At 68.0% G+C, this 22,914-nt stretch carries 18 protein-coding genes; 14 read left to right on the top strand and 4 right to left on the bottom strand.

From position 1 onward, the window contains the following. Positions 1–299: 299 nt before the first annotated feature. Positions 300–1,064, bottom strand: coding sequence for a 4,5-DOPA dioxygenase extradiol (gene ygiD / locus A5740_RS17175; protein WP_076196023.1), 765 nt, complete (start codon positions 1,062–1,064; stop codon positions 300–302). 209 nt (positions 1,065–1,273) lie between these two features. Here ygiD and A5740_RS17170 point away from each other — a divergent pair, with 209 nt between their 5' ends. From A5740_RS17170 to A5740_RS17155, 4 genes are all read left to right on the top strand, one after another. Further along, positions 1,274–3,268, top strand: coding sequence for a hypothetical protein (locus tag A5740_RS17170; protein WP_076195843.1), 1,995 nt, complete (start codon positions 1,274–1,276; stop codon positions 3,266–3,268). Next, a complete protein-coding gene (locus tag A5740_RS17165; protein WP_076195840.1) occupies positions 3,265–5,715 on the top strand; it encodes a hypothetical protein in 2,451 nt (816 codons plus the stop codon). The genes A5740_RS17170 and A5740_RS17165 overlap by 4 nt, the downstream gene beginning before the upstream one ends. A 1-nt stretch (position 5,716) precedes the next feature. Further along, positions 5,717–6,874: a hypothetical protein gene (locus tag A5740_RS17160; RefSeq protein ID WP_076195838.1), complete on the top strand. Its 1,158-nt coding sequence runs from the start codon at positions 5,717–5,719 to the stop codon at positions 6,872–6,874. A 63-nt stretch (positions 6,875–6,937) separates the two neighbouring features. Then, on the top strand, positions 6,938–7,441 hold the full coding sequence (locus A5740_RS17155) for a pyridoxamine 5'-phosphate oxidase family protein (RefSeq protein ID WP_076195836.1): 504 nt from the start codon (positions 6,938–6,940) through the stop codon (positions 7,439–7,441). On the opposite strand, the gene A5740_RS17150 is transcribed toward A5740_RS17155, so the two are convergent. Continuing rightward, complete coding sequence (locus A5740_RS17150) at positions 7,438–8,403, bottom strand: pirin family protein (protein WP_076195834.1); 966 nt, start codon at positions 8,401–8,403, stop codon at positions 7,438–7,440. The two genes, A5740_RS17155 and A5740_RS17150, sit on opposite strands and share 4 nt — an antisense overlap. 53 nt (positions 8,404–8,456) lie before the next feature. Between A5740_RS17150 and A5740_RS17145 the strand changes: the two genes are divergently transcribed. Next, on the top strand, positions 8,457–8,714 hold the full coding sequence (locus A5740_RS17145; RefSeq protein ID WP_076195832.1) for a DivIVA domain-containing protein: 258 nt from the start codon (positions 8,457–8,459) through the stop codon (positions 8,712–8,714). A gap of 205 nt (positions 8,715–8,919) precedes the next feature. On the opposite strand, the gene A5740_RS17140 is transcribed toward A5740_RS17145, so the two are convergent. Further along, positions 8,920–9,213 (bottom strand): WhiB family transcriptional regulator, encoded by a 294-nt coding sequence (locus A5740_RS17140; RefSeq protein WP_067774520.1) that lies wholly within the window; start codon positions 9,211–9,213, stop codon positions 8,920–8,922. Between the two features lie 387 nt (positions 9,214–9,600). On the opposite strand from A5740_RS17140, the gene A5740_RS17135 reads away from it, so the two are divergent. Beyond that, positions 9,601–10,389 carry a helix-turn-helix domain-containing protein gene (locus tag A5740_RS17135; RefSeq protein ID WP_076196021.1) on the top strand — a complete coding sequence of 263 codons (789 nt, stop codon included), beginning with the start codon at positions 9,601–9,603 and terminating at the stop codon, positions 10,387–10,389. Positions 10,390–10,398: 9 nt separating this feature from the next. Here A5740_RS17135 and A5740_RS17130 read toward each other — a convergent pair whose 3' ends face one another. After that, positions 10,399–11,892, bottom strand: a complete 1,494-nt coding sequence (locus tag A5740_RS17130; protein WP_076195830.1) for a MinD/ParA family protein — start codon at positions 11,890–11,892, stop codon at positions 10,399–10,401. A gap of 379 nt (positions 11,893–12,271) precedes the next feature. Between A5740_RS17130 and A5740_RS17125 the strand changes: the two genes are divergently transcribed. The 8 genes from A5740_RS17125 to eccCb are packed head-to-tail and all read left to right on the top strand — an operon-like array spanning position 12,272 to position 22,817. Beyond that, positions 12,272–13,867 (top strand): EspA/EspE family type VII secretion system effector, encoded by a 1,596-nt coding sequence (locus tag A5740_RS17125; protein ID WP_076195828.1) that lies wholly within the window; start codon positions 12,272–12,274, stop codon positions 13,865–13,867. Positions 13,868–13,897: 30 nt separating this feature from the next. Further along, on the top strand, positions 13,898–14,209 hold the full coding sequence (locus A5740_RS17120) for an ESX-1 secretion-associated protein (protein ID WP_076195826.1): 312 nt from the start codon (positions 13,898–13,900) through the stop codon (positions 14,207–14,209). A 13-nt stretch (positions 14,210–14,222) separates the two neighbouring features. Beyond that, the gene (locus A5740_RS17115; protein WP_076195824.1) at positions 14,223–15,071 is read left to right on the top strand and encodes an ESX secretion-associated protein EspG; all 849 of its coding nucleotides are present in this window, start codon (positions 14,223–14,225) and stop codon (positions 15,069–15,071) included. A 13-nt stretch (positions 15,072–15,084) separates the two neighbouring features. Next, a complete protein-coding gene (locus A5740_RS17110) occupies positions 15,085–15,657 on the top strand; it encodes a secretion protein EspD (protein WP_076195822.1) in 573 nt (190 codons plus the stop codon). After that, positions 15,650–17,374, top strand: a complete 1,725-nt coding sequence (gene eccA / locus A5740_RS17105) for a type VII secretion AAA-ATPase EccA (protein ID WP_076196019.1) — start codon at positions 15,650–15,652, stop codon at positions 17,372–17,374. Before A5740_RS17110 ends, eccA begins: the two co-directional genes overlap by 8 nt. Before the next feature lie 3 nt (positions 17,375–17,377). Beyond that, positions 17,378–18,820, top strand: coding sequence for a type VII secretion protein EccB (eccB, locus tag A5740_RS17100; protein ID WP_076195820.1), 1,443 nt, complete (start codon positions 17,378–17,380; stop codon positions 18,818–18,820). After that, positions 18,817–21,045, top strand: coding sequence for a type VII secretion protein EccCa (gene eccCa / locus A5740_RS17095; RefSeq protein ID WP_076195818.1), 2,229 nt, complete (start codon positions 18,817–18,819; stop codon positions 21,043–21,045). The genes eccB and eccCa overlap by 4 nt, the downstream gene beginning before the upstream one ends. Further along, positions 21,045–22,817: a type VII secretion protein EccCb gene (gene eccCb / locus A5740_RS17090; RefSeq protein WP_076195816.1), complete on the top strand. Its 1,773-nt coding sequence runs from the start codon at positions 21,045–21,047 to the stop codon at positions 22,815–22,817. Before eccCa ends, eccCb begins: the two co-directional genes overlap by 1 nt. Positions 22,818–22,914 lie beyond the last annotated feature (97 nt).

The raw sequence follows: 22,914 nt of genomic DNA, 5'->3' as shown, positions 1-22,914 counted from the left end.
GCGCTGAGGTGAATTCGGCGCACGAAGGAATGTGCGGCAGTGACGCAGTACGGTGATTGACGCACGATTGCCAGGGAGCGGCGTCGACGATCCGTGGCATATTCGCCATGGCGAACTGTCGCGTTGAATCTGCAGCCCAGCCGCGGCTGGTCACCCGCCCGTCGCTTTGCTCTCGAATCCCGCTGGGGACCAACAATTTTGACGCTACAGGCAATATTGCGTAACGGCCGCGCCGGCGGGGCCGCGCCTGCCGGAAGCGGTGAGGTCCGATTGCGACCAGCAAGCGAGCTATCGGCGGATCAGGAGAGCCGATAGGACGTCATCGACAGCGACCCGTAGGTGTAGCCGGTGACCAAAGGCTCAACCGATCCGGCGGCCGCACCGGCGAGCCCGGCGAAGTAGAGCATCGGGATGAAGTGATCCGGGGTGGGGACGGCCGCCGCATAGTCCGGATGCCCGCCGAGGGAGAGCACCTCGGCGGGGGAGTGGGTGAGATGCTCGCAGGCGGCGTCGTCGAAGCGTCTGGCCCAGGCAAACCCGTCCTCCGGCAGTCCGGGGTCCATCCCGGCCAGGTTGTGCACGATGTTGCCGCTGCCCACCACCAGCACGCCGCGCTCGCGCAGCGGGGCGAGCGTCGCGCCGAGCTGCAGGTGGTACTCGGCCGGCTCGTTGGCGTTGATCGCGAGTTGCACGACGGGTATGGACGCGTGGGGAAACGCATGCACCAATACCGACCAGGTGCCGTGGTCGATGCCCCAGCTGTCCACGTCGGCCCAGACCCACGTCGGGCGCACCAGGTCGGCGATCTCGTCGACCAACCCGGGCCGGCCCGGTGCCGGATATTCGACGTCGAACAGCTCCTGCGGGAAACCGTAGAAATCGTGAATGGTGCGTGGCCGCGCCATCGCGGTGACCGCGGCGGCGTTGATGTACCAGTGCGCACTGATCACCAGGATCGCCCGTGGACGCGGCACCGCCCGGCCGAACTCGCGCCACGCCGCGGTGAAACGGTTGGACTCGAGCGCGTTCATCGGGCTGCCGTGACCGATGAACGCCGCGGGCATCAGTTCGGGTGCTGCCATACCCGTGAACAACCGGTGGAGCGCGCCGCGGCTTCCCGAATGCAGCAGCGCACCATGTGGCAGTGAGCCGGGCGCGCCTGCGGTAGCGTTTCTGCTGTGCAGGCCGCTGAAGGCCTGACACCTCAGGAGTTCGCGCTGTTCGAGCTGCCGGTGCGATCACGACGGCCGCCCGGCGGGGATTTGGTGTTCTGATGCCCGATCTGTATCCCGTCGACGATTCCGACGACGCGGATCCACGGCTGGCGCCGTTGCTGGCCTGGCGTCAACAGCTGGTCGACTCGGGCGCGGTCGCGGCCCGTAGCTTCAAAGAGGCACATCTGCGGCTGGTGCTCAGGTCCGGACGCACCGACGTCGAACAGATCCGCGAGATGCTGCCCGGTTCGGTGGCCGAGCATGCCGAGGAGATGGCCCGGGTGCTGGCCGGGCTGCAATCCCCGGCCCCAAACCACCCGGCCCCAAACCACCCGGCCCCAAACCACCGTGCCGATCACCCCGCGGACGACCGGTCGGACACGCAGCCGGACAGCCAGACGCCCGCCCAGGCGCAGCCCGGGGCCGTGCACGCCATCGCGTTCCGCCGGGGAGAAACCCGGCCCGATGCCATCGAATTGAGCTGGCCGGACTATGAGGCCAATGGCGGAGTGGTGCTCTACCGGGTGGTCAGCGCCGAGGACCGGGCGCCGCGGTCACCGGAGAACGCCGATCTGGTCGCCGCCACCCCGTTGTCGGCGGCCAGTGACGACCGGCCGCTGACCGGACCCATCCGCTACTACCAGGTGTGGGTGATCACCGGCGCGTCGCGCTCGGACGCCCTGAGCACCCGCCCGGTGCTGCATGCCGCCGGCGTACTGGTGGCCCCGCTTCGCGACGTGGCGATCCGTGAGGACACGGGCCTGGTCATCGGCCAGTGGGCAGCACCGCCGGCCGGGGTCGTGCACGTGTACCGGATACCGGTGGACGAGGTAGACGGTGCCGACGAGGCGCGCTACCGGATCCTGGCCGACAAGGACAACCGCGAGGGATTCGTCGACACCGGCGCGGTGCGGGGCCGGCGGTACCGCTACCGGGTGCGTTGTGCCGCCCAGGCCGACGGGGACCTGGTGTTGTCCGAGCCCGACGATGTCGACGTCGACGTGTCGGCGGTACTCGCCGCGGTCACCGACATCTCGGTCGACTCAAGCTTCGACGGCGCATCGTTCGACGTGTCGTGGACGGCGCCGGGCGCCGAGGTCGCCGTCTACCTCAGCCAGGGTGGGCCGAGCGCCGGCAATGTCTCCACCGAACTGCCGGAGAATGCGCTCGAACAAGTCGGCTTGACCCCGGAACTGCGCCTGCACCAGCCGGTCGTCGATCAGACCCAACCCGACGGCAGCCGCCGCACGTTGATGTCGGGTGTGCCGTGGCCGGAAGGGTGGAGCCGGGCCTACGTCACCCCGGTCACGGTCCTGGCCGGGCGGGCGGTGCTGGGCCGCACCGTCTCGGCGGTACGGACCGGCATCATCCGCGACATCGAGCTCGCCGAGTACTGCAACAAGCAGGTGCTCACCTTCGATTGGCCGGACGGCGCGGCGGGCGTGGTGGTGACGCTGGGTCCCAAGGACCACGATCCCCGCGCAGGCCTGACCGGCAGGTCGTTCGAGATCTCGTTGGAGGACTACGAGAAGTACGGCGGTATGCACCTGACGGGCGCGCTCCCGGTGGCCGGCTGCTCGCTGCACCTGGCGCCGGTGGCGTTTTCCGGTGGCCGCCGGGTCACCGGGCCGGTGGCCAGCATCGAATATCCGGGCATGCTGCGTCTGCAGTACGCGGTTCGCATCGGCCGCGATCAGACCGGCTATCCCACCACCGCCACCGTGGCGGTGCGGTCGGAGTATGACGTCCCGGGATCGCCGTCGTTCGTGTTGGTCAACAACCCGCAGCGGATGCCGTTGAGCGTGCACGACGGCCAGCCGGTCGACGTGGCCCCGCTGGACGCGCAGGGACAGCTGGCCGACCAACCCTCCAAGAGACTGCGTTGGAGCGCGCTGACCACCTCGGGCAGTGGCGAGCTGTGGGCGGCCAACGTCAGCGGCCTGCACGGCTGGATCAGGCTGTTCCTCGACATCCCGGACCCGGCGCAACTCCGTACCCTCGCCCTGCTGGACCCGCCGGTGCAGACCCTGCAGCTCACCGCGACGGTGTTATGACATCGCGCTACGGCCAGCTCACCTACACCTCGTTCGACGCCGTCGGCACGACAGGCGGCTGGCAGATCAAAGAGACCGGCGGCGCTCTGACGCCGGCCGAGACGCAGGCCCTGATCACCGGGGTGTACACGGTGTTCCGACCGGTGGACGCCGCACCGGATTTTCCCACCCCCGAACAACTCGAGCACGGGCCGCGCCGGCTGGCCTATCGCCGCCTCGCTGACGGCGCCGCGTACTGGCACACCTTCCCGGCCGGGTCGGACTCGACGGGACGGCCGGGCAACGTCTTCGCACACGTGCTGTTGGACCGCGCGCCCGACACTCACCCGCGGCACCGGGCGATCCAATGGTGGCGGTCGCCGGGTTGGCTGCGGCCGTACGGAGCGGCCGCGGTGGCCCGGGCCGAACTGCCCGCGGAATTTCCGCCGCCGGGTGCGGCGGTGACCAGGGACAGCGTGGTGGCCTTCGCGCTGGACCCCGGCACCTGGCGGCTGGCGACGTTGTTCGCCCTGCTCGACGCGGTGGCCGCGGCGATGGCCGGCGGCCCGCCGGTGGTGCTGGGCGTGCAGTCACCGGATGCCGCTGCGCAGTGGATCGGTCTGGTCAGTTTCTTCATGTCGCCGGGCACCGCAGCGTCGCTGAGTTTCTCCACGTTCGATCGGGCTGATCAGATCGGGCCGCACCACGGGCAGGTCCTCACCGCGGTGCCGGTGGACGATCTCGGCGCGGTGGAACCGGGCATGGTGCTGATCAGCGAGTCGGAGAACATCTCGTTGGGCGAGCTCGACGGTGATCCGCATTGCACGGCGCGCGGGCACCGCATCACGGTCACCCGGTGGTCGGTGATGGCGCAGGTGGTGTTGCTCGACGCCGTCTCGGCGCGGCGGGTGCTCGACGACATCGACACGTTGTCGTCCCAGGTGCGCGACGACGGTCTGCATCCGGCCTGGCCGATGGCGATGGCGGTGGCCGGGCGCCCGGAGTTCGCCGACGCGCAGGTGGAGGCGCACGAGGTGATCGCCGCGTACTCGCCGGCGGGTGCGGTGGTGGGATCTGAGGCGGCGCACATCATCGCCGACGTGCTTGCGAGTGCGGTCGGGGTGACGACGGCCGACGCCTGGCGGGCGATGCACGAGTTGCCCGACGGCGCCGGCGCGGCCTACGCGGACGCCACCTACATCGTCCGCGCCATCGGCGACGACGCGTGGATGACCCAAACCGGCCCAATCCCCTTGGGGCCGAGAACGTTTCACGGGAAACCAACACCTTCGGCGGTGCGGGTGGCCATCGGGCCGGCCCTGGAGTGCAGCCGGGAGGTGGGCGTCGACCGGTTGTTCAGGGTGGTGGACCTGCTGCTGCGGTCCGGCGTGGTCGACGATCGGCTGCAGGCGGAATTGGTGGACGGCGTGCTCCCTGGGCTGGCCGAACCGCACGTGCGGGACCTGATCGGCGCCGCCGACCGACTGTCGCTCGGGGCGCTTTTGCTGCGGGACGGCGACGCCGAGGGCACCACGATCGACGACGACATCCTGAACTGGTTGGCCGAGGCCGGCCCGGTGCCCAAGCCCGCAGAACTGGCATCCGCCCAACCCTGGGACCAGGTGTGGATCCGCGCGGCACTGCGGGGCCTGCGGTCACGTCGGCGCGGCGCGCTGGACCCCGGTGATCCCGGGGCACAGCTGTGGTGGTTGCGCACGACCGAGCCGGCACACTTCGAAGCCGCCGCGGCCGCCACGGTCTGGAACCCGTCGGACCTGCTGCTCGCCGTCGGTGCCGAGCCACTGCCTGGGCCGGCCGCCCTGCGCACCCTGGTGGGCGCGGCCGACTCGGCCGCCTTGCGGCAGTTGGCCGGCAAGGTGATCGACGACAACGGCGACAGCGCGACGGTGGCCTGCGCGGCGGTGCGGCACATCGAGCCGAACGATTGGCTGTACCGGCATTATCTGCACACACATCAGAGTTCCTATGTGCCGCTCTGGGATCAGGCGCTGGCCGGCCTGGAACCAGAGGGTGTACACCCCGATTTCGCGGTGCGGCTCTTGAGTTTCGCACTGCTGGGCATGCTCACCGGGCAGCCGTACCCGCTGGCCTGCCAGGTATTGGCGGCAGAATCCGAGTACCGCACCCAAGCGGTCCAGCGGGTCCTGCCCCTGGTCGACGGTGACCAGCTGGCGCCGGTGCCGGTGGTGGCGATCAGCCTGCTGCGGTCGGAGGCCGGCGCATACGTGCCAGAGCCGATGGATCAGCTGGCCGGCGTGCTGGCCGGCCAGGTGGCGGCCACCATGGCGGGCGTCGACGCGGAATCCGTGGTGATGTTGATGGCGCAGATGTCGGGTGACTACTCCGAGGGGACGATGCGCGCGTACCGCAAAATGGTGAACAGGCTGATGACGCGACGGGGCGAGCAGCCGTCACTGGTGGAGCGACTGCGGGGGAGCCGGGGCTGACATGAGCAAATGCCCACGGTGCTTCACCGCGCTGAGTCCCAACAACCACCTGTGGACGCTGCCCGCCCAGGCCGGGGGCACCCGCTATCGCGACGACGTCGCCTCGGCCTATGTGGGTGCTCCGGCCGATTGCGGCCCGCTGTACACCTGGACGCGGTCTCCCGGCTATCAGGGCCCGCCGCCACCGGTGTCCGAGGCCAGCCGTGCGCTGCAGGGTGCCGCGGTGGAGATCTGCCCGGTCTGCCACTTCACGCTGCCCGACGGCTTCCGCGAAGGCCACGCGATCTGCATCGCGTTGGCCGGCGCCCGGGCGACGGGCAAGAGCCTCTACATCGCGGTGCTGATCAAACAGCTGGAATTGTTGTGCGAACGCTTCGGGGTGGTCCTGGAACCGGTCACCCGCGCCACCGCGCAGAACTACGCCACCAATTACGAAGGCCCGCTGTATGTCCAGCGCGGCCTGTTACCACCCACCCCGACGGTGCACACCCAGGCGCCGAATCAGCGTGAGCCGCTGGTGTTCTCGATCGGTGTCTGGCACGGGGTGCGGCGCTTCCTGGTGCTGCGCGATGTCGCCGGTGAGGATCTGGAGAACGGTGACCTACGCGCACCGCCCTTCCAGTTCTTCGGCCACGCCGACGCGGTGTTCTTCATGTTCGATCCGTTGCGTGTCAAGGCCATCCGCGATCAACTGCAGGACCTGTTGCCACCGCAGCCGTTCAGCGGTGGGGAACCGCGCTCGGTGCTGGGCAACCTGCTGCTGGCGGTGCATCCCGGCCGGCCCAAGCTGGCGGTGATCCTGTCCAAGTTCGACGTGTTGCGGGCGCTGCGGGACGTGCAGGGCTCGGAATGGGCACTGGTCATGTCCAACGGCGGTGCGGCGTTCCTGCGAGACACCTCCGACGGCAAGCTCTACGACGACGTCGACGGTCAACTCCTCGACCAGGAGGTCCGCAGCCTGCTGGTCCGTCTGCACGGCGGCTCGATCGTGGCCGCGGTGGAGAACCCGTCCAGCGGCGCCCGGCTGGACGGACGGTACTTCGCGGTGTCGGCGCTGGGGCATGCGCCCAACGGAAACCGCGTGCACGCCAGGGGAATCGCTCCGTTCCGGTGTGTGGATCCGGTGCGCTGGGTGACCTCGCAATTCGGCGTGCTCTGAAGCGGTCGCGAGCGCCTGAACCCGCGTGGTTATGGTGAGCTGAAGTGAGCAGAGAGGTGACAGGTGGGCAAGAACGAGCGCGCGAAGATCGTCATGAGCGACGACGAGATCGGCGAATTCATCGAACACAGCCGGACCGCGACGATGGCCACGGTGCTGCCCAACGGCCGCCCGCACCTGGTCGCCATGTGGTACGCGGTGCTCGACGGCGAGATCTGGTTCGAGACCAAGGCCAAGTCGCAGAAGGCGGTCAACGTGCGTCGTGACCCGACCATCACGGTGATGATCGAGGACGGCGACACCTATGACACCTTGCGCGGGGTGTCCATCGACGGGACCGCCGAGATCATCGACGACCCGGAAACGCTTCTGCGCGTGGGCATCAGCGTGTGGGAGCGCTACACCGGCCCCTACACCGACGAGATGCGGCCGTTCGTCGACCAGATGATGAACAACCGGATCGCCGTGCGCGTGGTGCCGACGCGGCTGCGCAGCTGGGACCACCGCAAGCTCGGGCTGCCCGAGATGCCGGTGGGCGGCAACACGGCGCAATATCTCGACGCCTAACCCGATGGCCGCGGCCTGGGCTTGAGCCGTCCATTGGGCAGGGGCGGCGCCGGCAGTCGAGCCGTCTTACCGGCATAGCCGTGCACGTCACCGAACCGGGCGTCGTTGGCCTGCCACAACGCGCGGTAGGTCGCGATGTCGTCGTGGCTGCGACCGACGAAGTTCCACCACATCACCAGCTCCTCGGGAAACGGTGGACCGCCCAACAGGATCGCCCGCGCCGGATCTTCGCCGCGGTTGGCGAGTTCCAGCTGGGCGCAGCCGGGACGCTGGTAGGCCAGTTCGGCGATCTCCAGTGTGTTGCCCGCGACCTCGATCGCGCCCTGGTCGAGCAGCACGCCGTGTTCGAACTTCGGGTCCACGTCCAGCGTCAGCACCGCGCCAGGGTCGAGGTCGACCTGGGCGCCCAACAGCGGCGTGAAGGTCTGGACGGGGGACCGGGCCGGCTCCAACTCGCCGAGGAACACCCGGATCGTGGCGCCGTCGACAGTGCGCGGCGGCGGTGTGTAGTGCGCGAAGTCGCGGTCGGTGTCCCGGGCGGCGTCGGGCAGGGCCACCCACAGCTGTACGCCGTGCAGGATCGTGGTGGGCTCGACGGATACCTCGGAGTGGCAGATCCCGGCGCCTGCCGTCATCAGGTTGAGCTCGCCGGGACGGACGAACGCGTGTACCCCGGCGCTGTCGCGGTGCTCGATCAACCCGTCGAAAAGCCAACTCACCGTTTGCAACCCGGTGTGCGGATGGGGCGGGACATCCATGCCCCGGCCGGATCGGACATCGTGCGGGCCGTAGTGGTCGGCGAAACACCAGGCCCCGATCATGGACCGGTCGCGTTGCGGGAGGGTGCGCCGCACCAGGATCGCGCGCGGGCCGCCCAGCGGCACCTCACGTGGGTGCAGGACACCGGTGTAGCCCGAGTTGACGCAGGTGACTTCTGTGGGCGCCGTGTCGGTATTGCTCATGAACCTCACGGTAACCGCGGTTGGGGATGGTCACCGGCGGTTAGCATGACCGCATGACCGGGGGATTGACTGCCGAAGACGTTCGCAGCACGGAGTTTTCGAAACCGCCACTGGGTAAGCGGGGCTATGACAAGAAGTCGGTGGACGATTTTCTTGCCCTCGTCGCCCGCCGCCTCGACGGGCGCGGGCATCTCGGGGCCGACGACGTCCGCCACATCGCGTTTCCGAAGCCACCGTTGTTCCAGCGCGGCTATGACGAGGATCAGGTGGACACGCTGCTCGACGCGGTGGCCGCCACGCTCGAGCGCTAGCTGAAAAGAGGGGACGGTGCCGTCACTGCGCCTCGCGGCGCGTGGTCGCTCGAAGCGACGGTTCTGGTGTGGGGCCCGGGGCAATGCCCGGCACCGTCTGCGGGTGTAACGAGATACCCCGGGCCCCTATTCCTCCCCCAGTGGAAACCTGCCCTTGCCCTGCCGTCCCCTCGAATCGGCAGCGCAAGGGCCGGGTGATCAAGAGTCAGGCCGCGTCGGGGAACACCAGGCGCAGCTTGCGGACCGGGTAGCCGTTGCGCTCGGCCAGCGATCGCAGTTGCTTGAGCGCGAAGCTGCGGCCACGGCCGGCCTCGGGAACCATGATCCCGGCCCACAGGCCCTCGGCGCGGGGCAATTCGCAGGCTTCCCGGGCGCACAGCCACCGCCGCGGGCATTCCCGGCAGATGACCTTGGCCTGGTCGTCCGGGGTGGAGGTCCACCGCTCCGGATCGCTGGTGCACACGCCGAGCGGGATGCCGTTGGACATCAGTGCGTTCATGCTGCTGCTCCTGTTAGGGCGTTCTGTTGCGGTGTGTACCGCGTTGGGAGGAACGCTATAGCAAGAACCGTAGCGATGCAACAGTTTGGTCGAAACCGAAGCGTGGCGCCGCTACGGAAACCTGCAACGGTGATCACGGTGTGCAACCTGGGTAAAGGCAACTTGCATCTAAAGCTGCACGTCAGGAGGCCCTCCGGGTACCAACATGTACCCGTAGCACAAGTACGGTTACGTCCCAGACGAAGCCGTAGCATCGGAGTTGTTTGCTGTATCTGCGAAAAACCTAATGCGTAGCGGTGCTTCGGTCGCGGGTTACGATTGACGGGTCCCGACAACCGCTTCAGCACTTCGGCTGAGGCTGAGAACATCGGCGAGGAACAGCCCCGAATGACCGACGCTGAGTACGATCTCGCCACTGGTGAGTTCGATGTCGGACTTATCCGCGCAGGCGCAGCCGCAGCCGCCCGCCGCCGCGAACTCGACATCAGCCAGCGCAGCCTCGCCGCCGAGGGCATCATCAACGCCGGCGCGCTGATCGCGTTCGAAAAGGGCCGCAGCTGGCCGCGCGAACGCACCAGGCTCAAGCTGGAAGAGGTGCTGCGCTGGCCGCCCGGCACCATCGCGCGGCTGCGTCAGGGCGGTCCGGTGCCGGACCCGGCGATGCCCGCTCCCGCGTTCGTCGACCAACCGACCGTCGTCGCCGCGCCGCCCGCCGTACCTTTGACGACCACGCCGCCGGCCAGCGACGAGGTGCCGCTGATCGCCCAGGCGGTGCTGACCGCGGTGAACACCCTCGAGTCCACGATCGACACATTGCCGCCAGTGGGCGACCCCGAGTTCACCTCGCGGGTCACCTCGGTACTGGCTGATCTGCGCCAGCTGGAAGCGGTGGCATCGCGCGCCGCCCGCCTCAGCATGGTGACCCCGGCGCTGATCAAGGCGCTCAGCGCGGTACGCCGCCAGATCGATGAGCTGACCACCCTGGCCGCCACCGCGCCCGGCGCCACGCTGGGGCAGCGGTTGTACGCCGCGCGCCGCCAGTCCAACCTCACCATCGGTGAAACCGCCACGGCCGCAGGTGTTTCCGAGGACACGGTGGCCCGCGCCGAGGCGGAGTATCCGGTCGACGCGCCCGCGGTGCATGCCCTGGAGGCGTTGATCGGCGCCATGCGCTGATCGCTTCGGCTACCGGTCCCGCCGGTCGTCCTGCGTGGGGAAGTGCTCGGCCAGGGCCGCGGCGATCTCCAGGAAGCGACGCCGCGTCGCGGTCGACATCTCCCGCGGGTCCACCACGCCACCGGGACGCAGGTGCCCGTCGAACGGGACTTCGATCACGCGTTGCCCCTGACCCGAGAACTGTCCGGCCAGGATGGACCGGGTGCGTTTGTCGGCGTGGCCATCGGAGTCGTTGAGCACCACGACCGTGCGCTGCAACAGATCGGTCATGTCGTGGGCGGCCAGCCAGTCCAGGGTCTGGCCGGCCGTGGCGGCGCCGTCGACCCACGGCGAGGACACCACGATCAACCCGTCAAGGTCGCGCAGAACCTCCTGGGTGACCGGTGAATCCATGGTCGAGCTGCAGTCCACCACCGAGATGGAGAAGTGCCTGTCCAGTCGCGTGGTGGCCTCGCGGTAGATCGCAGCATCGAGCACCCGGCGGCGGGCCGGCGTGCCCTCGCCGGCGAGCACGAACAGCCCGGCCGCGTTGTTGCCGACCCGGCTGCGCACATCGGCGAAGGAGTCGAGGTGCTTGTCGTTGGCCAGCTCCCAGTACGAACTCTGGGCCTGGGGGTCGACGCGGCTCCCGAGCTTGCCGAACGACGTGTCGGCATCGATGGCCACCACCCGGTCGTCCTGGCGCAGCTGGGCGAAGATCGATCCGACGCTGGCCGAGACGGTGGTCTTACCGACCCCGCCCTTGCCCATCACGCCTACCTTGTAGTGGCCGCGCAGGGCCCCTTTGATCTTGGCCTCGAGCTCGGCTTGCCGGATGTCGCCGGCCGACGGGCCGAGGTTGACCAGACCGAAGGAGGCCCGGTACACGAACAGCCGCCAACCACTGCCCGGCGGTTGCCGCTTGGGCGGCACCAGGTCGTTGACCCGGATTCGATCGGCGTACGAGCCCGGCGGCATCGGCGGCGCCTCGGGCATCCCGCCCTGCTCCGGCGCGAACCCGCCGTCACCCGGCCAGGGCTGGCCCGGCGGTGGGCCGTAAGGCTGGTGCGGCGGGCCGCCCGGCCCGCCGGGGCCGGGAGGACGCTGGGACGGAAGCTGCCAACCAGGCGGGTGCTGCTCCCAGGCATCGGGCCGCGGTACCTGGCGAGGGTCGTGCGGAGGCTGAGGTGGCATCGGCGGTGGGGGCGGCGGTGGCATCTGCTGCGGCGGGGACGGTTGTTGCGGCGGCGACTGTTGTGGCGGGGACGGCTGGGCCGGCGGACCCTCGCGGAACGTGCTGCGGGCCCGTTCGGCGTCCGGGTCGGTCGGCGCGCCCTGCGGGTGGTCGTCGTACTCGGTGTTTCCGGGTGCTTTCGACGGAGTGAAATCCACCGGGGGGCGTCCGGGGATCGGCGGCGGCTCCGGTGGCTGACGCCGGGTCGGTCGGGTGTCGGGCTCGAAGTGGGATTCCTCCGGACCCGTCCAGCCGAGCTCTCTACGCAAGGTGTCGTCGGGGTCGGACACGCCTGAATCTCCTCCGGAACTCACACACGGGAACTTTGACAGTGCTCAAGTATCGACCACAACCCGCCCGCGGTGCAGGATCCGACCACAATCCGGACGAAATAACGCACCAGCAAATTCCGGCGGCAAAGTTCACAATCACATGTGAAGGTAGCTGACGGCGGTGCCTCACCGGGTGCCGACGGCCTGTCGGTCAGACGGCCCCCGGCCCCGGCCGGCCCGGGTGGCCGATGGTGAACCGCACTGGGAAAACCGGGACTCAACTGCGACAAATGACGTTAGGGCGACGGCATCTCGGCCGCTGTCGTGGTCCAAAATTGGTGCGCTGACCGGGTCAGATGCGCTGGTAACCTCTGTTGCGGCGAAGGGGAAACGGGGAATGGGACTGCTGGGCGAGATTGCCGATTACGGCAAAGGCGTGATCGAGAACAACCTGAAGTGGACCGAGCGGGCCGTCAAGGCCGGAGAGTTCATCGTCCGCAACACCGTGGGGGTCCAACTCGAGCAGGTTGCCCAGTTCGGTGGCCAGGTGGTCGAACTCGGCCACAAGGCAGCCAACTTTCTCGAAACGCGCGTCGGCTCGCTTCTGGTCCGGGCTGCGCAGTCACCCATCCTGGCGGCCGGTCAGCAGACCATCGAGGCGATGAAAAAGAGCACCGGGGTCGGCGATCCGGAGGGCGGCGGACGTTTCGGCGAGGCAGCCGCCAAGATGGGCGCGGCCGGGCAGGTGCTCGCCTCGGCCGGGCCGAACGAAAGCTGGAACAGCAGTGGGGCCGCCGCCTACACGGCCCGCAACACCGAGCAGGTGGGCCGGGTGCAGCGGATGGTCGAGTTGGACAACACGGTGGCCGGGGTGCTGACCAAAGAGGCCGGTCAGATTTCGGTCGCCCGCGCCAGTCTCGACGGCCATTCCGACTGGCTCGGGTCGATGAGCCTGCTCACCGCGAGCGCCGGCATCATTCCCGGCTTCGGTCCGGCTGCCCGCATGGGTGCCGAGATCGCCATGGTGGCCAAGGCCGTCGGTGAGTCGAACAGCGACCTGGACACCCTGCGTGGCCACATCAACGAGAACGCCGCGGTTCTGCAGACGGCGGCAGCGCAGTACCAGACCCTGGCGGCCGGGGCGGCGCCCACCGGCGCGGAGTTCGAGCCGCCGGTCGGCAGTGCGCAGGAAGATCCGGCGGCCGGGGTTCCGGGGGTTCCATCCGGCGGTGGCTCGCCGTCGGACGGCGGAGGCGGAGCGACCCCGTCGGGCAGCGGTGGTGGGGCCCCGTCGTCCCCGCCCTCGGTCCCGTCGAACTCAATGCCGTCGAACTCCATGCCATCGAACGTGGGCGCCGGTTCCCCGGCATCGGATGCGGCCGGTGACGCGGCCGGCGCGATGGGCACACTCCTGGGCTCGATGATGAGCCCACTCAGCGGAATGCTGAGCGGGGTCACGCAGGCCGCCGGGCAGGCGGCGCAAGCCGCCACTCAGGCCGCGAACCAGGCCGCGCAGATGGCCGGCCAGGTGGCCGGACCGGCCATGGGCGCCGGCACCGAGGCCGCGCAACTCGACCAGGCGTCGGGAGATCTGGCCGACGAGTCTGCGGATGTCGACGGAGACGGCCGGCCCGACGAGGACGAAGACCGCGACGGCGAGGACGACAAGGACGAGAAGGACGGCGACGAAAAGGACGAGAAGGACGGCGAGGACGGCGAGGCCGAGGACGAGAAGGCCGACGAGGGCCAGGTCGAGGGCCCGCCGCCTGCGGTTTCTTTGGATGGACCCACCGATCCGATGGGCGCCGGTCCGGATCGCGAGGCCGCCAAGACCCTGCCTCCCGACCTCGAGGCCGTGGCGGCCGGCGGCAGTGCGGCCGGACCGGCTCCGGTGCATGTCGGGATGGATTTCGAGCAGGGCCCGCTGCATGTCGCGGCGGCGGCTACATTAGACCGCGGTGTACCCGGATCTGCGGCCGTGATCGAGCGGTGAGAATCCAGGTACAGGGATCGAGGGGATTTCATGTCGGGTGATTTGCGGGTTGCCACCGCTCATTTGCAAGAGTTGTCGGCCAGACAAGGCGAGGCTGCTTCCAGCCTGGCGCTGGCCACCGGGGCGGTCGACGGTGTCGACACCTCGGTGCGCGTGACGCACGGACCGATTTCGGCGTCGACGGCCGCGGCGGTGGAAGCCGCGTTGAACGCGCGCCGCGCCGCCGGCAATGGGATGGCTCGGGTATCGCAGGACCTCGGGGACAAGCTCACCCGTGCGGCGAGCGGATACGACCGGACAGATTCGACCATGGGCGACGCCCTGCACGGGACAGTTCGATAGGGCGGGGCGACAGATGACTTCTTCCTTCAGCGCGGACGCGAACACGCAGGCCATCGACGACGTCGTCGGGGTCGAATTGACCATCGACGGTGTTCTGGTGGTCGCCGACAAGCTCGGCCTCACCGATTTTCCGGTCTCGATGGGTATCCGGTTGAACATTCCCCAGCCCGATCTGCGCCAGATCGTGTGGGAACAGGTGACCCGTGACCTCACGGCCCAGGGCGTGCTGGACGTCTACGGCAACCCTCATCCCGAGGTGGCCGCCATGCTCGACACCCTCAGCCGGCCCGACCGGACGTTGGAGGGTCGTTGGTGGCGTCGTGACGTGGGCGGGAAGATGATCCGCTTCGTGGTGTGCCGCAAGGGCGGTCGCCACGTGGTCGTCGCCCGTGACAACGACATCCTGGTGTTCCAGCGGGTGGCTGCGCAGGTCGGTCTGGCCGGCATGGTCACGACCGTGCTCGGCGAGGGCGCACCGGCCAATGTCGAACCGTTGACCGGTGTCGCCGACACCCTGGCCAAGTGCCGCACGGCCGACGAGCTCACCGGGTACGGGATCCCCCCGACGTCGGCCCGGGTGTACGCGAACATCATCTCGGAGCCCGATAGCTGGGTGGAACTCATTGCCTCCGAGCGCAATCCGGGCGGCACCATCTCCCAGATCGACGTGGCCGCCGGTGTCCTCGACTCCAAGCAGGGGCGCATCGTGTCGATCCCGCGCCGGGTCAACGGCGAGCTCTACGGCAGCTTCCTGACCGGCACCCGCGACAACCTGCAGCGGGCCCTGGATGGGTTGGTCGAGTTGCTGCCGTCGGGTTCGTGGTTCGACAAGTCTGAGTCGGATAGTTCCTACCTGCACTGAAAGGGCCGCCAAGGTGGGTGACTTTCCGCCACATCATCCGGACGACGAGGACGACTACGACTCGCTCTCGGCGCTGGATTTCGACTACTCCGACGACGATTCGAATGCGTTGGGATTGGACGCGCTCGGCACCTATGACGACTTCGACATATCTGACGGCACTGTTTCCGATGACGCGTCCGACGGCGACGTCTCCGACGGCACGGTGTCCGGGCTCGGGTTCGTCGACCGCGACCACGAGGAAGAGCTGGCCCTTCCGTTGTTCACCGTCACCAATCCACCGGAAACCGTCACGGTGACGGCGTTCATGGATGGCCGGGTGCATCAGATCGAGCTGGCCCCGAAGATCACCGATTTGACCGAGCGGGATCTCGCCGAGGAGATCCTGCTCATCGCGGGCCTGGCTGCCCAACAAGCCAAGTCCGCCCAGTACTCGTTCATGCTCGCGGGAATGCGTGAGCATGGCCACGACGACGCGGCGACCCGCGACTTTCTGACCCGTGACCTGAATCTGCCCACCCCGGAGCAAGCCGATGATGCTCGGGCCCAGGTCTTTTCGACCCGTTATGGAGGCGATCATGGTTGACCATCTCGCTGGGATGTTCGGCACCGCAGTCGGGATGCTGAGCAGCTCTCCGGCCCGCTCACTCGAAATGTTCACCGAGATCACCGGTTACGACGAGTCTGCGTGTGATGCGTGGGTGGGGCGGATCCGCTGTGGTGACACCGACCGGGTGACGCTGTTCCGGGCCTGGTATTCGCGCTCGAACTTCGGCCAGCTGGCCGGCGCGGCCGAGATCTCGATGAACGGTGTCGGGGCCCGCATCCCGATCGGCGGCATCTACGGCAGGGACATCTCCTACCCGATCAACTCGCCGTTGGCGATCACCCTGGGCTTCGCCGTCCAGGAGGCCAACGAGGGCAATTACGCCGACGCGATGGAGGCCCTTGAGGATGCTCCGGCCGGCGGGTCCGAACACCTGGTGGCGTGGGTGAAAGCGGTGATCTACGGTGCGGCACAACGCTGGACCGACGTGATCGACCAGGTGCGCGGTGCTGACCAGTGGCCGGACAAGTTCCTGGCCGCCGCGGCGGGCGTGGCCCACGGCGTGGCGGCGGCCAACCTCGGACTGTTCACCGAGGCCGACCGTCGGCTCACCGAGGCCAACGACACCCCGGCCGGTCAGGCCTGTGCACCGGCGATTGCCTGGTACCTCGCCATGGCCCGGCGCAACCAGGGGAACGAAGACTCGGCCCAAGTTCTGCTGGAATGGCTTCAGGCCAACTTCCCTGAACCCAAAGTCACTGCGGCCCTGCGTGATCCGGCCTACCGGCTGGAAACCACGACCGCCGAGAAGATCGCGGCCCGCACCGACCCCTGGGATCCCTCCAGCGTGGTGGCCGACACGTCGGCCCGGGACAAGCTGCTGACCGAGGCGCAGGCCGAACTGGACCGACAGATCGGCCTGGGCCGGGTGAAGGAACAGATCGAGGCTTACCGGGCAGCCACCCAGATGGCCAGGATCCGTGCCGCGCGCGGCATGAAGGTGGCCCAGACCTCCAAGCACATGATCTTCGCCGGACCGCCCGGTACCGGTAAGACGACGATCGCGCGAGTGGTGGCCAACATCCTGGCCGGTCTCGGGGTGATCGCGGAGCCCAAGCTGATCGAGACCTCACGCAAGGATTTCGTCGCCGAGTACGAAGGCCAATCGGCGGTCAAGACTGCGAAGACCATCGACCGCGCGCTGGGCGGCGTGCTGTTCATCGACGAGGCCTACACCCTGGTGCAGGAGCGCGACGGCCGGGCGGACCCGTTCGGCACCGAGGCGCTGGACACCTTGCTGGCCCGGATGGAGAACGACCGCGACCGGCTGGTGGTCATCATCGCCGGTTACAGCAACGACATCGACCGGCTGCTGGAAACCAACGACGGTTTGCGCTCGCGTTTCGCGACCCGCATCGAGTTCGACTCGTACGCGCCCGACGACATCGTCGACATCACCAAAGTCATTGCCAAGGCCAATGATTCACAGCTCGACGAAGAGGCGGCCAAGCGGGTGCACGAGGCGGCGTCGCTGCTCAGTCAGCGGACTCTCAACGGCAAGCCGGCGCTGGACATCGCCGGCAACGGCCGCTATGCCCGACAGCTGGTGGAGGCCGGCGAGCAGAACCGGGACATGCGGTTGGCCCGGTCCCTGGATTTCGAGAACCTTGGTGTCGAGCAGCTCAGCGAGATCAACGGAGAAGACATGGCGGCGGCGATCTCGGCGGTCCACAGCCGCCTGAACATCGGCGAATAAGAGATGGCAGGCTTCCGGCTCACCACCAAGGTCCAGGTCAGCGGCTGGCGTTTTCTGCTGCGCCGCGTCGAGCACGCGATCGTGCGCCGGGATACCCGGATGTTCGACGATCCACTGCAGTTCTACAGCCGTGCGGTATTCGCCGGGATCGTGGTTTCGGTACTGATCTGCCTGGGCGCGGCACTGATGGCGTATTTCAAGCCGCTGGGCAAGCAGGGCACCGATCAGCTCCTGGTGGACCGGACCACCAATCAGCTCTACGTCATGCTGCCCGGAAGCAACCTGTTGCGCCCGGTGTACAACCTGACCTCGGCCCGGTTGGCGCTCGGCAACTCCGGAAATCCGTCGGCGGTGAAGTCCGAGGAGCTCAATCGGCTGCCCAAGGGACAGCCGATCGGCATTCCCGGTGCGCCATATGCCACCCCGACCGGCACCCCGGCGTCGCGCTGGTCCCTGTGTGACACCGTCGCCAAGCCGGACAGTGCCGCACCGAAGGTGGAGACGTCGGTGCTGATCCGGTCTCTGGCCACCGATATGGCGGTCGGCCCGATGCGCGAGAACCAGGCCATGCTGGTGTCGTTCGAGGGAGCCAACTGGCTGGTGACCGCGGAGGGGCGGCACAGCATCGACCTGGCCGACCGGGCGGTGAGTTCCGCGGTGGGTATCCCGGTCACCGCGAAGGCCACCCCGGTGTCGGAGGGCCTGTTCAACGCGTTGGCCAACATGGGGCCCTGGCAGCTGCCGATGATCCCGGCCGCCGGTGCGCCCAATACCGTTGGGCTGCCGGCGAATCTGGTGATCGGTTCGGTGTTCCGGACGGCCACCGAATCCGAGCCGCAGCACTATGTGGTGTTGCCGGACGGTGTGGCCCGGGTCAACGACACCACGGCCGCGGCGTTGCGCGCCACCAACTCCTACGGGCTGTTGCAGCCGCCGGCCGTGGAAGCCAGCGTCGTCGCCAAGATCCCCGAGCAGGTGTATGTCTCGCCGCTCCCGGACAAGCCGCTGGAGGTCCTGCTGCGTCAGGACGCTCCGGTGTTGTGCTGGGCCTGGCAGCGTGAGCCGGGAGATCAGGCGCCGAAGACCACCGTCATCGCCGGGCGTCGGCTGCCGATCCCGTCGTCGGCGATCGGCACCGGGATCGACCAGATCGGCGGTGACGCAACGGTGTACATCGAGGGCGGCCAGTTCGTCCGGTTGCAGTCACCCGATCCCCGGGTCGGCGAGAGCCTCTACTACATCGACCCGCAAGGGGTGCGCTACGGCGTCGCCAACGACGACGCCGCGAAGAATCTGGGCCTGTCCGGTGCGGTGAACGCACCATGGCAGGTCGTCGGGCTGCTGGTGGAAGGCCCGGTGCTGTCGAAGGAAGCCGCGCTCATCGAGCACGACACGCTTCCGGATGACCCGAACCCGCGCAAAGTCGAAAGTAAGCAAGGCTCATGACGACGAAGAAGTTCACCCCGACGATCAAGCGGGGGCCGCGGCTGACACCGGGCGAGATCAACGTCGCCCCACCGGATGACCTCGGGATCGAGATCCCGCCCTCAGGCATGCAGAAGGCCATGCCCTGGGTCATGGGCGGCTGCATGCTCGGCATGATCGCGATCATGATCTTCACCGGTGTGCGGCAGCTGTCGCCGTACATGCTGATGATGCCGCTGATGATGATCATGGGCACCGTCGGTTTCATGTCCGGTGGCGGCGCCGGTGGCAAGAAAGTTCCCGAGATCAACGCCGACCGCAAGGAGTACCTGCGGTACCTGGCCGGGCTGCGCAACCGCGTCACGTCGTCGGCGTCGGCGCAGGTGTCGTTCTTCGGTTACCACGCACCGCATCCCGACGATCTGCTGTCGATCATCGGCACCCACCGGCAGTGGTCACGGCAGGCGAACTCGGATTTCTACGCCGCGACCCGCATCGGTATCGGTTCCGAGATCGCCGTCGACCGGCTGCTCAAGCCGAACACCAGTGGTGAGCTGGCCGGTCCGCAAGGCGCGCCGCAGCCGCACCTGGAGCCGGTCAGCCACATGTGGGTGACGAAGTTCCTGCGCACCCACGGTCTGATCCACGACTGCCCCAAACTCGTTCAGCTGCGGACGTTTCCGACCATCGCCGTAGGTGGCGACCCGGACGGTGCGGCGGGACTGCTGACCGCGATGATCTGCCACCTGGCGGTGTTCCATCCGCCAGACCTGCTGCAGATCCGGGTGCTCACCGACAACCCCGAAGACCCGAAGTGGTCGTGGTTGAAGTGGCTGCCGCACACCCAGCACCAGACCGACACCGATGCTGCCGGGCCGACCCGGCTGGTCTACACCCGTCCCGACGGGTTGAGCGATCTGACCGCCCGCGGCCCGCACAGCGCCGACGCCGCCCCCGGCGGTCCCTACGTCATCGTGGTCGACCTGACCGGCGGCAAGGCCGGCTTCCCGGTCGACGGACGGGCCGGGGTCACGGTGCTCACGCTGGGCAACCACCGCGGCTCGGCCTACCGGCTGCGCGTCGACGCCGACGCCACGTGCGACGACAAACTGCCCAACCAGAACTACCGCGAGGTGACCCGGGTGGTCGACCGGATGACGCCGGCGCAGGCCACCCGACTCGCCCGTAAGCTGGCCGGCTGGTCGATCACCGGCACGATCATCGACAAGAACGTGCGGGTGCAGAAGAAGGTCTCGAAAGAGTGGCACCACCTGGTCGGTGCGAAGTCGGTCGAGGAGGTCACCCCGGCGCGCTGGCGGATGTTCGCCGACACCGACCGTGACCGGCTCAAGATCCCGTTCGGTCACGAGCTCAAGACCGGCGAGGTGATGACCCTCGACATCAAGGAAGGCGCCGAGTTCGGAGCCGGCCCGCACGGCATGCTCATCGGTACCACCGGCTCTGGTAAGTCGGAGTTCCTGCGGACCATGATCCTGTCGCTGGTGGCCACCCACCACCCCGATCAGATCAACCTGCTGCTGACCGACTTCAAGGGCGGTTCGACCTTCCTGGGTATGGAGAAGCTGCCGCACACCGCGGCCGTCGTCACCAATATGGAAGAGGAAGCCGAGCTCGTCGGACGTATGGGCGAGGTGCTCACCGGTGAGCTCGACCGCCGCCAGCAGATCCTGCGTCAGGCCGGTATGCAGGTGGGGGCCGCCGGCGCGCTCTCGGGTGTGGCCGAGTACGAGAAGCACCGCGAGCGCGGTGCGGACCTTCCGCCGTTGCCGACGTTGTTCGTGGTGGTCGACGAGTTCGCCGAGCTCCTGCAGAACCATCCCGACTTCATCGGGTTGTTCGACCGCATCTGTCGTGTGGGCCGCTCGCTGCGCGTGCACCTGTTGCTGGCCACGCAGTCGCTGAACACCGGCGGTGTGCGCATCGACAAGCTCGAGCCGAACCTCACGTACCGAATCGCGTTGCGTACCACCAGCTCTGCCGAGTCCAAGGCGGTGATCGGCACGCCCGAGGCGCAGTACATCACCAACAAGGAAAGCGGTGTCGGATTCCTGCGGGTCGGTATGGAGGATCCGGTCAAGTTCAGCACCCTCTACACCGGTGCCAACTATGTGCCCGAGGTGGATGATTCCGTGGACGGTGAGGCCAAGCCGCGGGCGAAGCGCCAGACGCGGGTGCGGATCCACCAGTTCACCACAACTCCGATTTTTGATACGGCGGTGAGTTGATGTCCACAGATGCTGAGCCCCGGGTGTTGCGTGAGGTGGTGCTCGGGCAACTGGGCACCGGTGAGAGCCGCGCGTACAAGATGTGGCTGCCCCCGCTGACCGATCCGACCCCGGTCAACGAGCTGATCGAGCGTGACTACCAGCGCAAGCCGCTGCGGTTTGCACTGGGGATCATGGACGAGCCGCGTCGGCACCGACAGGACATCTGGGGCGTCGACGTCTCCGCGGCGGGCGGCAACATCGCGATCGGTGGTGCCCCGCAGACGGGTAAATCGACCTTCCTGCAGACGCTGATGCTCTCGGCGGCCGCCACCCACACGCCGCGGCAGGTGCAGTTCTACTGCATCGATCTCGGTGGTGGTGGCTTGATGTACATGGAGGACCTGCCCCACGTGGGCGGTGTGGCCACCCGCGCCGAACCGGACCGGGTCAACCGGGTGGTGGCCGAGGTCAAGGCCGTGCTGAGGGCCCGCGAGCAGGTGTTCAAGCAGTACCGCGTGGGATCGATCGCGTCCTATCGCGAGATGCGGGAGGATCCCGAGAACCCGGCCGCCCAGGATCCGTTCGGCGACGTCTTCCTGGTGATCGATGGTTGGCCGGCGTTCGTGGCGGAATTCCCCGATCTGGAGCCGGCCGTGCAGGATCTGGCCGGCCAGGGCCTGGCGTACGGCGTGCACGTCATCATCTCCACACCGCGCTGGACCGAGCTCAAGTCACGTGTGCGTGACTACCTGGGCACCAAGATCGAGTTTCGCCTCGGTGACGTCAACGAAACCCAGATCGACCGGATCACCCGGGACATCCCCGCCAACCGTCCCGGCCGGGCGGTTTCGCTGGAGAAGCACCACCTGATGATCGGGGTGCCCCGCCTCGACGGCATCCACAGTGCCGCCAACATCGTCGACGCCATCTCGGCGGGCGTGCAGGAGGTGTCGTCGCGGTACACCGACCAGGCACCGCAGGTGCGCGTGCTGCCGGAGCGGATCTACCTGCATCAGCTCGATCCGAACCCGCCCGGACCCGACTCCGATTACCGGACCCGCTGGCACGTGCCGCTGGGTGTGCGCGAGTCGGACCTCACGGTGGCGTACAACCAGATGCATCAGACGCCGCATCAGCTGATCTTCGGTGCGCCGAAGTCGGGCAAGACCACCATCGCCCATGCGGTGGCCAAGGCGATCTGCAGCCGCAACAGCCCGGACCAGGTCAGGTTCATGCTGGCCGACTACCGGTCGGGTCTGCTGGACGCGGTGCCCGAGACGCATCTGCTCGCCGCCGGTGCCATCAACCGCAACAGCGCCTCGCTCGAGGAGTCGATCAAGGCGCTGGCGGTCAACCTGAAGAAGAGGTTGCCGCCGCCGGATCTGACCACCGCGCAGCTGCGGGCGAGATCGTGGTGGAGCGGTCCGGACATCGTGCTGCTGGTCGACGACTGGCACATGATCACCGCCGCAGCGGGCATGATGTCGCCGATGGCGCCGTTGGGCCCGTTACTCCCGGCGGCCGCTGACATCGGCCTGCACATCATCGTGACGTGCCAGATGAGCCTCGCCCACCGCGCGACGATGGACAAATTCGTCGGTGCCGCCTACGGCGCCGGTTCACCGACGTTGTTCCTGTCCGGCGAGAAGAACGACTTCCCGTCACGGGAGATCATCGTCAAGAAAAGGCCACCTGGCCAGGCGTTCATGGTCAGTCCGGACGGCAAGGAGGTCATTCAGGCGGCCTATGTCGATCCACCCGACGAAGAAGTGTTCGCAGCACCCCAATAGGGCAGTTAGTATCTAAACAACGCACTCAGCAACGCTGGCGGCAGCCCGTCAGCAAAGGAATCGGGGGACAGGTTCCTGGACGGCTTGGCAAACTTTC

This window comes from Mycobacterium sp. GA-1841 (genome assembly GCF_001954135.1).
In the GTDB taxonomy this organism is placed as follows: Bacteria; Actinomycetota; Actinomycetes; order Mycobacteriales; family Mycobacteriaceae; genus Mycobacterium.
Note: the sequence above shows the minus strand (reverse complement) of the source record. Positions and strands in the feature narration are given on the sequence as shown.

Excerpts from the sequence above, each read along its gene's own strand:
- ygiD (WP_076196023.1), bottom strand. The coding sequence starts at position 1,064 with ATGCCCGCGGCGTTCATCGGTCACGGCAGCCCGATGAACGCGCTCGAG.
- A5740_RS17170 (WP_076195843.1), top strand. The coding sequence starts at position 1,274 with ATGCCCGATCTGTATCCCGTCGACGATTCCGACGACGCGGATCCACGG.
- A5740_RS17165 (WP_076195840.1), top strand. The coding sequence starts at position 3,265 with ATGACATCGCGCTACGGCCAGCTCACCTACACCTCGTTCGACGCCGTC.
- A5740_RS17160 (WP_076195838.1), top strand. The coding sequence starts at position 5,717 with ATGAGCAAATGCCCACGGTGCTTCACCGCGCTGAGTCCCAACAACCAC.
- A5740_RS17150 (WP_076195834.1), bottom strand. The coding sequence starts at position 8,403 with ATGAGCAATACCGACACGGCGCCCACAGAAGTCACCTGCGTCAACTCG.
- A5740_RS17145 (WP_076195832.1), top strand. The coding sequence starts at position 8,457 with ATGACCGGGGGATTGACTGCCGAAGACGTTCGCAGCACGGAGTTTTCG.
- A5740_RS17140 (WP_067774520.1), bottom strand. The coding sequence starts at position 9,213 with ATGAACGCACTGATGTCCAACGGCATCCCGCTCGGCGTGTGCACCAGC.
- A5740_RS17135 (WP_076196021.1), top strand. The coding sequence starts at position 9,601 with ATGACCGACGCTGAGTACGATCTCGCCACTGGTGAGTTCGATGTCGGA.
- A5740_RS17125 (WP_076195828.1), top strand. The coding sequence starts at position 12,272 with ATGGGACTGCTGGGCGAGATTGCCGATTACGGCAAAGGCGTGATCGAG.
- A5740_RS17120 (WP_076195826.1), top strand. The coding sequence starts at position 13,898 with ATGTCGGGTGATTTGCGGGTTGCCACCGCTCATTTGCAAGAGTTGTCG.
- A5740_RS17115 (WP_076195824.1), top strand. The coding sequence starts at position 14,223 with ATGACTTCTTCCTTCAGCGCGGACGCGAACACGCAGGCCATCGACGAC.
- eccA (WP_076196019.1), top strand. The coding sequence starts at position 15,650 with ATGGTTGACCATCTCGCTGGGATGTTCGGCACCGCAGTCGGGATGCTG.
- eccB (WP_076195820.1), top strand. The coding sequence starts at position 17,378 with ATGGCAGGCTTCCGGCTCACCACCAAGGTCCAGGTCAGCGGCTGGCGT.
- eccCa (WP_076195818.1), top strand. The coding sequence starts at position 18,817 with ATGACGACGAAGAAGTTCACCCCGACGATCAAGCGGGGGCCGCGGCTG.
- eccCb (WP_076195816.1), top strand. The coding sequence starts at position 21,045 with ATGTCCACAGATGCTGAGCCCCGGGTGTTGCGTGAGGTGGTGCTCGGG.